The organism is Bdellovibrio bacteriovorus HD100, from assembly GCF_000196175.1.
In the GTDB taxonomy this organism is placed as follows: Bacteria; Bdellovibrionota; Bdellovibrionia; order Bdellovibrionales; family Bdellovibrionaceae; genus Bdellovibrio; species Bdellovibrio bacteriovorus.
The window spans coordinates 2,580,132-2,593,019 of the sequence record NC_005363.1 but is presented as its reverse complement, the minus strand read 5'-3'; the positions used below and the strand labels follow the sequence as shown (position 1 = coordinate 2,593,019).

The 12,888-nt window shown below is 48.8% G+C and carries 15 protein-coding genes; 10 read left to right on the top strand and 5 right to left on the bottom strand.

The annotated features are described in order from the left end of the window. Positions 1–7 precede the first annotated feature (7 nt). Positions 8–925, bottom strand: a complete 918-nt coding sequence (locus BD_RS12215) for a type I restriction endonuclease (RefSeq protein ID WP_011165067.1) — start codon at positions 923–925, stop codon at positions 8–10. 110 nt (positions 926–1,035) lie between these two features. Beyond that, the gene (locus BD_RS12210) at positions 1,036–1,422 is read right to left on the bottom strand and encodes a hypothetical protein (RefSeq protein WP_157865708.1); all 387 of its coding nucleotides are present in this window, start codon (positions 1,420–1,422) and stop codon (positions 1,036–1,038) included. A gap of 115 nt (positions 1,423–1,537) precedes the next feature. Here BD_RS12210 and BD_RS12205 point away from each other — a divergent pair, with 115 nt between their 5' ends. Beyond that, a complete protein-coding gene (locus BD_RS12205) occupies positions 1,538–2,119 on the top strand; it encodes a hypothetical protein (protein ID WP_041583591.1) in 582 nt (193 codons plus the stop codon). 220 nt (positions 2,120–2,339) lie between these two features. Here the strand turns inward: BD_RS12205 and BD_RS12200 are convergent, their stop codons facing one another. Continuing rightward, the gene (locus tag BD_RS12200) at positions 2,340–3,707 is read right to left on the bottom strand and encodes a GAF domain-containing protein (RefSeq protein ID WP_011165065.1); all 1,368 of its coding nucleotides are present in this window, start codon (positions 3,705–3,707) and stop codon (positions 2,340–2,342) included. Continuing rightward, positions 3,704–4,159 (bottom strand): hypothetical protein, encoded by a 456-nt coding sequence (locus BD_RS12195; RefSeq protein WP_038449902.1) that lies wholly within the window; start codon positions 4,157–4,159, stop codon positions 3,704–3,706. The genes BD_RS12200 and BD_RS12195 overlap by 4 nt, the downstream gene beginning before the upstream one ends. A 101-nt stretch (positions 4,160–4,260) precedes the next feature. Here BD_RS12195 and BD_RS12190 point away from each other — a divergent pair, with 101 nt between their 5' ends. From BD_RS12190 to ftsH, 3 genes are all read left to right on the top strand, one after another. Continuing rightward, the gene (locus BD_RS12190; protein ID WP_011165063.1) at positions 4,261–5,115 is read left to right on the top strand and encodes an SDR family oxidoreductase; all 855 of its coding nucleotides are present in this window, start codon (positions 4,261–4,263) and stop codon (positions 5,113–5,115) included. Beyond that, positions 5,112–5,594: a hypothetical protein gene (locus BD_RS12185; protein WP_011165062.1), complete on the top strand. Its 483-nt coding sequence runs from the start codon at positions 5,112–5,114 to the stop codon at positions 5,592–5,594. The genes BD_RS12190 and BD_RS12185 overlap by 4 nt, the downstream gene beginning before the upstream one ends. Before the next feature lie 114 nt (positions 5,595–5,708). After that, complete coding sequence (gene ftsH, locus BD_RS12180; RefSeq protein WP_011165061.1) at positions 5,709–7,556, top strand: ATP-dependent zinc metalloprotease FtsH; 1,848 nt, start codon at positions 5,709–5,711, stop codon at positions 7,554–7,556. Positions 7,557–7,565: 9 nt separating this feature from the next. Here the strand turns inward: ftsH and BD_RS12175 are convergent, their stop codons facing one another. Further along, a complete protein-coding gene (locus BD_RS12175) occupies positions 7,566–7,940 on the bottom strand; it encodes a hypothetical protein (protein ID WP_041583590.1) in 375 nt (124 codons plus the stop codon). Between the two features lie 203 nt (positions 7,941–8,143). On the opposite strand from BD_RS12175, the gene BD_RS12170 reads away from it, so the two are divergent. The 6 genes from BD_RS12170 to BD_RS12145 all read left to right on the top strand — a co-directional run bounded on the left by BD_RS12170 (position 8,144) and on the right by BD_RS12145 (position 12,887). Beyond that, positions 8,144–9,286 carry a winged helix-turn-helix domain-containing protein gene (locus BD_RS12170; RefSeq protein ID WP_011165059.1) on the top strand — a complete coding sequence of 381 codons (1,143 nt, stop codon included), beginning with the start codon at positions 8,144–8,146 and terminating at the stop codon, positions 9,284–9,286. A gap of 103 nt (positions 9,287–9,389) precedes the next feature. Continuing rightward, positions 9,390–10,460, top strand: coding sequence for an NADH:flavin oxidoreductase (locus BD_RS12165; RefSeq protein WP_011165058.1), 1,071 nt, complete (start codon positions 9,390–9,392; stop codon positions 10,458–10,460). A 149-nt stretch (positions 10,461–10,609) separates the two neighbouring features. After that, positions 10,610–11,116 (top strand): hypothetical protein, encoded by a 507-nt coding sequence (locus tag BD_RS12160; protein ID WP_157865706.1) that lies wholly within the window; start codon positions 10,610–10,612, stop codon positions 11,114–11,116. 76 nt (positions 11,117–11,192) lie between these two features. Next, a complete protein-coding gene (locus tag BD_RS12155) occupies positions 11,193–11,615 on the top strand; it encodes an Hpt domain-containing protein (RefSeq protein WP_011165056.1) in 423 nt (140 codons plus the stop codon). Next, complete coding sequence (locus BD_RS12150) at positions 11,612–11,983, top strand: response regulator (protein WP_011165055.1); 372 nt, start codon at positions 11,612–11,614, stop codon at positions 11,981–11,983. The genes BD_RS12155 and BD_RS12150 overlap by 4 nt, the downstream gene beginning before the upstream one ends. A gap of 109 nt (positions 11,984–12,092) precedes the next feature. Next, positions 12,093–12,887, top strand: coding sequence for a hypothetical protein (locus BD_RS12145; RefSeq protein WP_011165054.1), 795 nt, complete (start codon positions 12,093–12,095; stop codon positions 12,885–12,887). Position 12,888 lies beyond the last annotated feature (1 nt).

Below are 12,888 nucleotides of genomic sequence, written 5' to 3'. Positions count from 1 at the left end.
GAAAGAATTAGGAAGCTGTTTTGTCTTCCGTACTGGCTTCTGCCGTTGTTGGTGGTTGCATATCCATATGCGGCGTTGTTGGACCATGGTCATCAACTGCGGCAGCAGACTTACGTGTTCTTTTGGTTTTGCGAGAAGCGCGTTTTTGAGACTTCACAAACTTGTGAATCTCGGCGGCCTTAGTGTCGTTCCAACCTTTGATGGCGTCATTGAGGCCTTGCTCAAGTAGCCAGTATAGGCGGTCGGTCAGAATTTCGTGATTTGCTTTAAACTCATGTTCTCCGCGAACATATTTTGCGACATACCGAACTACATCTACTGATAAAATGGCTTTCGCCAAAGACTCAGGAGAAAAGGCCATAGCTTCCTTAGAAAGCTCAGGCCATGTGGAGGTTGTGTAGGAGCTCTCATGGAAGTCAAAGAACTCATAAGCCTGTTCTTCTACAGCTTTCTTGGAGACTTCGATAACATCGTCTGACTTCAGGTCGAAGCTAGCGATCTCAATGCCGCCATATTCAGGCAGGGAGAAATCATAAAGCTTCCACTCACAACCATTGGTCAAAATACCCCAGCGAACGTCACCTATAAGACTTAGATACTCTTTAAGTTGAACTTTACCGCAACGGAAGTCGGACTTATTCAGGTCAAACCCCATTTTCTTCACTTCCACAACAAAGATAGGCTTATCTTGATAAAGCACCACAAGGTCAGGGCGCATTTTGCCCTTTGTTTCCTGCGCGCGGATGGCGTAACCCGCTGAAGCAGAGTAGCCAAGACAGTTTCTTAGAAAGCTTTGCGCCCAACGTTCGACATCAAGCTCTTTGGTATTTGGATTTGCATCCAAACTCTTTAGCTCATGCAGATGTTCTGTTGCTTGATCAAGTAGGTTGCGAATGATTCTATCTTGTTTTGTTTCTCTAGACATCGTGGCTCCTTGGTGTGGGCTACATTTCGGATTGTTTAGCCAAAAGTTTAGGCGTGCTTAAATATAAAGCAGACATTGTTTTGATAGATCTTTAACAGCTGTGGAAACAGCTATTTTGTGTACTCGCCATTTTTCAATCCCATTCTGACTCGATCGATGATGGCTTGATCGTGCTCGCTGCGAGAAGTGGGCGGCGACGCAGTTTCTATTTCTTGATTTGCTAAGGTTCTTTGATACTTCAATTGAGGATTGTGCTTCAGACTTCTTTTGGATGTCTTTGGAGTGCTGAGAGTGACTACTTTTGATTTTTCGATGGTAGTGGATTTTTCACTTTTGGTAATAGCTAGCAGTGTGGGAGCACCATATATAAAGGTGATGCCAATGGACACTACTGTGAAATAGGCTGCTAGCTTTTCTATGGTCATAGCCATTTGCTCCTTGAAACGTACTTGATGGTATACTTCGGTATGTTTATAAATATATTTAGAGAGTTCCATTAATGGGACACTTGGGCTCAGATTTATTACATTTGTAAAGATTTTTTTACGATTTGGTCCTCGCTATTTTGTGGGAAAGTTTGTGAAGTAGATATGACTTTTGTATGCTGGTTGTATGAATCAAAACCATTTCGCAGTTCTAAAAGTCGTGGCCTTGATGCTTGCCGAAGATGATTCCATTCATCGCAAAGAGCGAATTTGGTTTTCTGTGATTGCTGGAAATTACGGCGCGACATTCCGCCAAAGGTTGATGCTTAATAAATTCTTACATGGGCATTCCACTGATAGCCTCTGGGAGATATTAGCTGACGTAGAAAAAGAAGATCACCAGCGTCTTTTGAATTTTCTTCGTGTGGCGATGAGACAAGATGGGCTGGTTAAAAACAAGGAATTGTCTTTCTACCACAGAGTTCAGACTGGTTTGATTAGTATTTCTAGTGATCATATTTCGCTCGGACGTTCGCTCCTGCAAAGGGAAAATGAGCTTGGGATGTGGGAAGAACTGAACAGTTTTGGGAAATTCCTTTCTCATAAAATTCCGGGGGCGGGGAGCGTTGGTCCATTAGATATTTATCCCTTAGCCTTTGCGATGGATTTGTACGCTTTGCCAGGCAGTGGAAGGTATATTCTGACAGCGATAATTGTCATCTTCATCCTTGTGGCTGCATTTTTATCCGTCTACGTGGGAAGTATGTAGGAATATTTGCTGAGCGCCCAGGCCCTCGGAATCTTTCCGGGCATGCGATCAAAATTCGCGACTTCTCCAATGATAACTTGATTCACTACAACTACTTTGAAACCGTGACCCCGACAGCTTTGTAGATCTGGCATTGTGAAAAGAAAGACCGCAGTGACTGCACCAAGGCGGGCTTAGGGGAAGCTCGGTGCTTCCTACCTTAGGGCTATTTTGGCCGACCTTAGTTTTCTGACAAAGTGATGTCCCCCGAAACAACCAAAGCAATGCGACCGCGCCCGCTGGAGATGATAGAAACCAGCGGGCACTTTTTCTCCAGCCGCTTGCGCAGCAGAATTAAACGGGTTTCGAGGTTGTCTTTGACCTCGGGAAGCTGCAGCCAGGCATCCATTCGGAGTTCACGGTTGGTGAACTCGGTTTTTCCCTGCATCTGGTATTCTTTAAGCATCCTCCATAAAATGCGGGCCGGGACATTGCGTATCAAATATTCCCCATTGAGCAAGATGCAGTCCTCTTTTTGGAAATAGCTAAAGATCAACTTTTCCTTGGACGGGCGCACTTTCGGACCCGCCACTGCCGGTGAAGCAGCATCGACAATTTCAAAGTCGTGACTCAGTTGAAGATTCTGAATGGCAAGGGCCAAGACATGACTCAGTGTTTTAAGAATGCTTTCATCGCTGTCGCGAAACTCGTAGATGTTTTCACTTTCCGCAAACAGGACACCCAAAAGTTCGCCGCGCAAGACAATCGGGATCGCCATCTGGCTGCAAGACGTCTTCAGCCCCGGCAAAGGGATCGCATACTGTACGACTGAATCAGAACTGTTTTGGTGTGGGGAAGGGGCTGTGGCCCGGGCATACAGGATTTCCCGGGGCAGCGAGGCATGAGCAAAGGGCACCTTCATCTCGGCGGCTCGGCCAATGACACCTTCTCCGATTTTAACTTCAGAGCCAACTCCGAACTGATCATAGCCCCGTGTTGAAATAGTGTAGAGCCTGTCCGTATCGCCCTGCTTCATCAGAATCATGGAGTGTCTCAGTCCAAATTCCCAGTCAATGGCCTTTAGAATTGAATCAAAGAGATCTTCCAAGGTTTTAGCTTCGCTGACCCTTTCGCAGACTCTTTGAAGGGAATCCAGGTCAATAGCGGTCCGGCGTGTCGGCAGGGGAACAGAGGCCTCTTCGCTAGAGTAAGCTTCATTGCCAATCTTTTCGATATTTACAATGTTCAGGACTTCAATCGATTGCAGTTTGAAAAAGTGAGAAGCGCCAGAGTAATCCGCAATCGCATCAAATTTCTTGGCCAGTTGTGAAAACAAGGGGCCGTCTGATTCGGTATGGCTGAATTTCGCTTCGATTTCATAGGCGCAGAAGTTGTCAGGGTCATAAACTCGCACGGTGCAGTGGGGGTTTGTGCTGATATTGCTTTTGGTTTTGTTGAAAAACTGGGTGGTCAGGCCCAGCTGGGTTTCATTGAGCAGATACACCTGACTTAAATAGGCGACGTTCGGAATGCCCTCAGGTGACGCTGTCAAAATTGTCGATGGGATAACGCCCAAGAACGCATTTTTGAAACTGGATGGGCTGATCATAACGGAGTCCCCGCATGTTGGCCCGGAGTGCTTAAGAACAAGTGAGTGACCTCGACGTCGACGGCGATGCTAGGGAAGCTGACCATCAGTCTCATCAAAGAAGAAGGAACGCCAGCTTTATCGGTTTCGGAGAAAAACAATTCTCGATATCGTTCGAGGATGATGCGATCTCTGGCATCGGCTTCGCGATGGGAGACATATCTTCCTTTCACCTGGAGCGTTTTATAAGTGGAAGGAAGGGAGGCAACAACTGCCACATGACTCTGCTCTTTGAGTATGGGCAGAACTCGTAATGCCGAGTCCTTCTGAATGTAAAATGTGACAGTCTTACGGTCCAGACCAACGACGGCCCCGATGCATCTGGCGCCTTTGCTTTTAAGTTCCGAGTCGCAACAGCTTAAAGTCATTGCGACACCATTTTCCAGAAATTCGGACCATTCTTGATTCAACATAGGACCCAAGATAGCAGGTTAGGATTTATTTCGTAAGATCTTAGTAAATATTTAGGAAACGCAGTTTTGCAACAGCCGTAAAGTGGTTTACGGAGGTTCGTATGAAAATTCTAGTCACGGCCAGCACAGGGACCATAGGTTCTAGAGTTGTTACCAAATTGAGAAATCGGTCTCAAGTTGAAGTCCTTGAGGGCTGTCGGCAGCCCCAGAAAGCAGGGCAGATTCAATTTAACTTTGACAATGCCAATGTTGTTTTGTCCGCATTGAAGAATGTCGAAAAGGCAGTTCTTATCACGCCAGCCAGTCCCCAGGAACTTGAAACCGGTGTTCGTTTCGTCCAGAGTGCCAAAGCAGCCGGTCTGAAGCATCTTGTTTTCATGTCTATCCATCGGGTGGAAGATGCTCCAGCCATACCTCATTTTGCCTCAAAGATCGCAATTCAAAAGGAGTTGGAAAAGTCAGGCTTAAAGTGGACGACGATTTCACCCAATAATTTCTATCAAAATGACTACTTCTTTAAGTCATCGCTTTTAGATCACGGAGTTTATCCGCAGCCGTTTGGAAATATCGGTCTCAGCCGCGTCGATGCCAACGATATTGCCGACGCTTTGGTGCAGGCCCTTTTTAAAGAGGAGCTTTCTGGACAGATATTTCCCCTGATCGGACCTGAGTCTTTAACCGTAAATCAGACCTGTGAATTGTATGGGCATTACTTGGGGCGTCCGATTCAGTATGGCGGAGATGATCTGGAACGATGGTATGAAAACAACAAATCTTATTTGCCAGAGTGGCTCCTGAACGACTGGAAGCAGATGTATATGTTTTTCCAAAGACAGGGGCTGAAAGCGACTGTGGCTGATTATATTCAACAAGAGAAGATATTGAATCATCCGCCTAAATCATTTGAAAGATTTGTGAAAGAAACTGTTTTGGATTGGAAAAAGGAGACCTTATGAAAAAAGAACTCTTATGTGCATCGGTGGTTTTTGCTCTTTTGGCTCTGCCTGGGTTGTCCCAGGCAAAGTCCCGCGAAGATGAAATTCAGCGCGGCCGATATCTTGTTAAGACCATTGGATGTAATGACTGCCATACTCCATTTTTTGGAATGAAGAATGGAGATGTTCCTGAAAAAGATTGGTTGATCGGAGATCAAGTCGGCTGGAAAGGGCCCTGGGGAACCACTTATCCCACAAATTTGCGAGAACGAGTCCAAGGGATGAGTGAGGCTGAGTTTGTTCAGTACGCCAAGAAGCTTAAGACCCGTCCTCCGATGCCCTGGTATGCCTTGAACGCCATGACGAAAGAAGACTTGAGGGCGATGTATCGATTCGTTAAGTCTTTGGGACCGAGCACCAATAAGGTTCCAGCCGGCTTACTGCCGGGAGAAGTTCCACGAGGTCCTTACATGGATATGACGGTTGTGATGCCAAAGTAGTGGACCGAGGTCTAGAGCGTTTGCACACCCCAAAGTACTCTGACAAAAATCGAATGCAAATCTGGTTTTCGTGCCGTTGAAATCGCAAAATGGAAATCAAGTGGGGGTTTTGTTTTGAATGAACCCAATCGCAATTTCTTTTGGATCTTCTTTTTGATTCTGGGGATTTTCTGGCTCCAGAGCGTTTGGTTTGGCTCACGCACTGTGCAGCAGATTCCTTATAGTCAGTATGAAAGTCTTGTGAAGCAAGGTGATGTGCAAAATCTTATAGTGACAGAAAACCACATTCGCGGCGAATTCAAGCAGCCCCAAAATGGGTTTAAGAGCTTTGTCACCAACCGGGTCGAGCCCGAACTTGCCAAGGAGCTGTCCGGGGCCGGCGTGACCTATCGCAGAGAAATTGAAAACACCTTCTTTCGTGATCTTTTGTCTTGGGTCGTTCCTGCTTTGATATTTGTGGCGGTTTTTTTGTATTTCAGTCGCAAGTTTGCAGAAAAAGGCGGGATGAGCGGATTGATGTCCGTGGGTAAAAGTGGCGCCCGGTTGTATGCCGAAACCGGCGTGAAGGTGTCTTTCGGGGATGTGGCGGGCGTGGAAGAGGCCAAGGCGGAACTGTACGAAGTCGTCCAGTTTTTGAAGAGCCCCCAAGAATTCGGTCGCCTGGGGGCGCGAATGCCGAAAGGAATTCTTCTGGTGGGGCCTCCGGGGACAGGGAAGACTCTTTTGGCCAAAGCGGTGGCGGGTGAAGCGCAAGTTCCGTTTTATTCAATCACCGGTTCTGAGTTCGTAGAAATGTTTGTCGGGGTCGGGGCCGCCAGGGTGCGGGATCTTTTTGAACAGGCAAGAAAGAATGCTCCCTGCATAATATTTATTGATGAGTTGGATGCCTTGGGCAAAGTTCGCGGCGTGGCGGGCTCTTTTGGCGGACACGATGAAAAAGAGCAGACTTTAAATCAGCTGCTGGCCGAGCTGGATGGATTTGATTCTCGCTCGGGCGTGGTGATTCTGGCCGCCACGAATCGGCCTGAGGTGTTGGATCCAGCGCTTTTGCGGGCCGGTCGTTTTGACCGCCAGGTTTTGGTCGATCGTCCGGATCGAACCGGGCGGGAGCAGATTCTGCGGGTGCACTTAAAGAAGATCAAGGCGGATGAGGCTTTGAATGTCGAACACCTCGCACATCTGACTTCAGGGTTTACAGGAGCGGACATTGCCAACTTGATCAACGAGGCGGCGATGGTGGCGACTCGTCGCAAGGCCGAAACTGTGAATGAAAAGGACTTTGTTGCGGCGATCGAAAGGATCGTGGCAGGTCTTGAAAAGAAAAGTCGTCTGCTGAATGAAAAAGAGAAAGCCATTGTGGCTCACCATGAAATGGGCCATGCCATTATGGCCTGCCTTTTTCCGGGCGTGGATAAGGTGCAGAAGATTTCAATCATCCCCCGAGGTTTGGGGGCTTTAGGGTACACCATGCAGCGCCCGACAGAAGATCGGTATCTGATGACTAGGCCGGAACTGTTGGACAAGATCTGTGTTCTTTTGGGCGGACGAGTCGCTGAAGAACTGATTTTTGGAGAAGTTTCGACAGGGGCCTCGGATGACTTGGTGCGTGTGACGAACATCGCTGAAGCGTTGGTCACTCGCTATGGGATGAGTGAGGTTTTGGGGAATATCGTTTTTGAACAGCCCACGGGAAATTTTCTTGAGGTTCCGGGGGCAGGCTATCGAAGCCGCACCTACAGCGAAAAAAGCGCCACAGAGATTGATCAGGAGATTCGTCAGATTGTGGCGGCGTGTGCCTTACGAACACGGGAATCATTAGCGGCGAACTTAAGTATTCTCAAAAAAGGGGCCGCCCAACTTCTTGAAAAGGAAACATTAAGTGAACCCGAAATCGAACTTCTGATGCGCGACCTGGTGGTTAAAAATGCCGCGCCCCAGAGGGAGCGCGACTTAAGCGTTTGAAAGTCGAATCTATTTTCTACAGAACAGGTGTCGGAAGACGAAGTTGGCTGGTCTCGCGTCGGTGAACGTCATACAAGACTCATTATTCGCGGAGGTGTAGTAGCTAATGAGATAGGATTCTTTGTTTCCATTGGTATTTTTGCAGTCAAGAACGACTTCGGTGCCTTTGGCGGCGGGACTCTTGAGGTCTGCGAGCTCCACGGGGCGTTCTTTGCACGACATACTTTCTGTGTCGATTTCAGACTTGGTCGTCAGGGTGCCATCGATGGAGTATTCCATTTCCAAGCCGAGACCGTACCAAGAACCAAGGAGACGGCTTTCACTAGAGACTCCGAATGCAGAAGCGCTAGACATCAATAGAACTGCTAGAATTAGCTTTTTCATAAATTACTCCCTTTTTTCTTTCTTCAGAACAAGGGATTTGCGATGAATATGCCGGCCACAGAACGAATTAATTGGATTTGATCCCGTGGCGGCCGTCAAAGCCTCAACGAAGGGGCAAAAAAGCGTCCGGTGTTGCCTGAGGTGATAGTTTTGCGTTGAGCCAACAGTGTATCTGCCCGGCTTTGGGATGATAGAAGATATCCATGTCGAAAAGCCTCACCAAAGCCCAAACACGCACCCTCTGGCTGAAATCCCAAGGCCTCTGCGAACCTAAACCCTTCGGCCAAGGGCCCAAAGCCACCGTCAAAGCCATCAAACACCTGGGCTATGTTCAGATCGACACCATCAACGTGATCGAGCGCTCACATCACCACATCCTGTTTTCACGCATCCCGGACTACAGACGCTTGCACCTGCATCAGGCACAAAGCAAAGATAAGACGATCTTTGAATATTGGACCCATGCCCTGGCGTACATCGCCACTGATGATTTTAAATACTTCATCAACGACATGAACCGTCGCAAGGCCAATCCGTCTGAATGGTATTCCTCCGTCACTGAAAAAGACGTGAAGGGGATCCTAGCCACTATCAAAAAACAAGGCCCGATCAGTATTCGCGACGTGACAGATGACGTGCTGGTTGAAAAGACGCATGCTTGGGCCAGCAAGAAGCCTTCAAAGAAATTCCTGCAATGCGGATTTAACGGGGGGGACCTGGTCATCGCTGAACGTCAGGGCATGCTGAAAAAGTACGACCTGACCGACCGTCACTTTGCGTGGGACAAACGCCCCAAGGCCGCAACACCGGCTGAAGTGTGCGAATACTATATTGACCGGGCCTTAAGATCCCAAGGTGTGATCAGTCTTGATTCCGCCGCCTATATGGCCAAAGCGCCGTTCAAAAAGGAAATCCTGAAGCGCATCGAAGCCCGGGTCAAAAAGGGGAGCCTGGTCCCAGTCCAAATCAAAGGCCTTGAAAAAGAAGCCTTCTGGATCGAAGCCGAGACACTTGATAGCGAAATGCCCGAAGCCAACGACATGACCCACATCCTGTCGCCGTTTGATCCGCTGGTCATTCAGCGCAAGCGCTTTCACATGTTCTTTGATTACGACCACCGTTTTGAAGCCTATGTCCCGAAAGAAAAACGCAAGTACGGCTATTTCGCCTTGCCGGTGATCATCGGGGATCAGGCGGTCACAGTGATTGATCTTAAAGCAGACCGGCAAAATCAAGAGCTCTTGATTCAGCAATGGAGCTGGCTGGGGAAAAACAAATCCAAAGCCAATAAAACATTGATCGAACAAGAACTGCATCGTTTTGAAAAGTTCCAGTTGGAGAAATAATCTGAGAACGACTTCCATTTGCTCCCAAAGGAAATAAGCCTTTTCATAATGCAACAATAATAGTAACATTAAGCCTTCAAGGACTTTCCCTTAAGGAGCTTCGATGAACAACCATGCCCTTTTCCAGCCCTTTCAATTCAAAGGCCTCACCTTAAAAAATCGCATCGTCATGGCGCCCATGACACGCCAAAAATCCCCCGATGGTGTACCGACCGAAGACGTCGCCAAGTACTATCAACGCCGCGCCGAAGGCGAGGTGGGATTGATTCTGTCTGAAGGCACCGTGATCAATCGTCCCGCATCTTCAAATGAAAAAGACGTCCCGCACTTTCACGGAGAAAAGTCCCTGCATCAATGGCAAGCCGTGATCCAAGCCGTTCACAGCGCTGGCGGCAAGATGGCACCCCAAATCTGGCACATGGGAAAAATGAAACCCAGCTCCTCAGGCTGGCTGCCTAAGGCCGCGTTTGAAGGTCCGGCCGAGATGACTTTGGAAGACATTCAAAACACCATCAACGCCTATGCCCAAGCCGCCTTGGATGCCAAGAACCTGGGCTTTGACACCGTCGAACTGCACGGGGCCCACGGGTATCTGATTGATCAGTTCTTCTGGCCGGGGATGAACACCCGCACGGATCGTTTTGGTGGAAACACGATCGCGGCTAGAAATACCTTTGCCGTGGAAGTGGTGAAAGCCGTTCGTGCGAAAGTGGGTGCGGACTTCCCGGTGATCTTGCGCCTGTCGCAGTGGAAACAACAAGACTATAACGCCAAGGTCGCAACGACTCCGAAAGAAATGGAAGAGTGGCTGCTGCCACTTTCTGAAGCGGGCGTGGATATCTTCCACTGCTCTCAAAGAAGATTCTGGGAACCTGAGTTCGCGGATTCGGATTTGAATTTCGCCGGCTGGGCTAAGAAAATCACCGGTAAACCCACCATCACCGTGGGGTCCATCGGTCTGAGCGGCGGGGACTTCTTAAACAGCTTCCGCGGGCAGGGGGCTGAAGTCGGTGGTCTTGAAGAGCTGACCCGCCGATTGGATCGCGGGGACTTTGACCTGGTCGCTGTGGGCCGGGCGCTTTTGACGGATCCGCAGTGGGTGAAAAAAGTCAAAGAGGCGCGCACAAACGAGCTTAAAGGCTTTAACCCCGCGGACCTTGCAGTTCTGACATAGGCTCTGGGTAATTTCGTTAAAAGGACTGCCAAAACGACGGATTTGGGCAGTCCTTTTTGTACAAATTCGCAATCCATCATAAGCCCTCTTTCGGTTTGGCAACGGAACAGTTACCTTGCTGTCCATCAAACAAACCCAAGGAGATCCCCGTGAAAAAGGCTCTATTGCTTCCGATCGCAGCTTTGCTGACCTCTGTTTCTGCCCAGGCGAAATCGATTGCCTCTGACGACAAACAAATCCCAGTGTCGTCTGTGTCCCAGGTTGTGCAACTGGCGAAGGTGGAGCGGGACTCTGTCACAAAAACAGTGAGTGTGGTTGTGACTGATCATGGTAAATCCACGGATGTCAGCCCGACAGCTTCCATCTATCTGACGTTTACGGCCTTTGCTGAAATGGGTAATGTTTCGACAAGCTTCCCCATCGATCATGTTCTGTCTTTTGCATCGGCGGTTCGCAAATCTGCCGGCATCTATGAAATCAAAGCTCAAGTGTATCGTGACGAAGCCGGAATCCAGGATATCACTTACACGATCGACACGAACCAAATGTTCATCGACGAAGACAAAATGCGCAAAGCCTGCGGTGGTGACTTCTGTGATGGCGAGCTGAAAACGTCCATCGAAGTCAAAGAGACTCTTAAGAAAGCGCAGTTCTAGTTTTTCATCCGGATCACTTCAGGATACTTGTTGTCGCCAGCGTTGTTTGCGGTATGCTTTTAATAAAGGATGCCGCATGACCCACACTGAAGAAAAAATCAGAAGACTTTGCCCTGAGGTGGTGGCCTCGGGTTTGGATCCGAGGCTTCTCAGTCAGATGCTGGACACGCGTTTTTTGGGGAATTTTTCGATCTTTTCCGCCGCGGCAGACGCCTTTTTGTATGAGTACGCCGAAGAACTTGAAGAGCTTCAGGCGTTCATCGAAAACCTGGATCGTCAGAAAGCCTTTGCCGCGACTCACAAACTAAAAGGCTCCCTGATAAATTTCCACCGACCGGATGTGGCTGAAACCGCGCGGATTTTAGAGATCCACACCGAAGACTGGAGTCACGAACAGCTCAAAGAGCAGTTCGCCATTCTTCAAATTCAGATCCAGGAATTTGCCTTTGAACTGAAGCTTTTGATGAAATCCTTTGAAGAAATTCAGGACCTGCCATGAAGCCCTTGCATGTTCTTGTGGCCGAAGACAACACCGTCAATCAGTTGATTGTTCGCGGCATGTTGGTAAAACTTGGGCATAACATCACCATGGTGGAAAATGGCAAGCGAGCCGTTGAAGAGCTTCAGGCCACGGCCTTTGACTTGATACTGATGGACTGCCACATGCCGGAGATGGATGGATTTCTTGCCACCCAGACTATCCGCGCAAATCCCAAGTTTAAAACTTTGCCCATCATCGCCATGACCGCAAGCGAGATCGCCGAAGAAAAGGACCGCTGCGTGCAGGTCGGGATGACGGACTTCCTGGCAAAGCCTTTGACCATGGCCACGCTTGAAGCTGTTCTGCGAAAGCACAGCAAAGAATAAGAATCTAATTTTGAGATGTCGCGGTGTGATTTTCACTGCCCTGGGTGTCCTATAACAGTTTGAGTTTCATTGATTCTACGAGGCATAATCAGGCCTTGTAGGAGCCTCTATGAATCAATTTATCTCTTGCTTGGTGACAGGCGTTTTAATTGTTTTATCGTCGATGGCGGCAACGGCTTCGCAGGGCCCTTTGCCTCTGCCTCAAAGGGGCTACAAAGTTTATTCGCGCATTCAGTTTGTCGAACTGACAACGCAGCACCCGGTGCGGGATAAAGCCCTGGGGGACACGCTGGAGGTCAGTTTTAAGTCGCAGCTGGATCAGCTCTATCGTCTTCACAACCCTTCAGTTCGCCATTTGCGGTTTGTGGAAAGAGTGCCCCAGGAATCCTGTGACATCCTGATCAGTGGAACCTACACGCTTCGGGCTTTTGGCCATCGGGGGATGCATGCCACCGTGACGGTGGAAAATCTGGCCACCGGTGAAACCCAGAGTTTTGAGGCCGCAGGTGACGCTTTTGAAATCACCGAAACATTGGCGCAGGACGTTTTTCATGAATTTCAAAAAACCCGCTTTCCAACCCAAGCCAGGATCTATGGCAAAAATTTGACGCTGCTTTATCAGGGCGCGATTTACCGACCGACAGCCGCAAAGATGTCTGAACTTTACAAACAAAGCCTGATCGCCTGTGAAGTGCGTGGAGGCCGTGTGAGCACGGAAAAAGAACTGGTGGCCGTGGCCACGCTCGGAGACTATGGCGGAGGTGTTTCTGTCGGCCATAACGGCGTGAGTTCGGATTATTGGTCGGTGGAATCAGCCCGCGTGTATGTGGCGCCGTGGAGTCAATCCATCAGCGCCACGAATCTTAACCCCACAGAGCGGTTGAATTATCTTTGTGTTCGCTAAA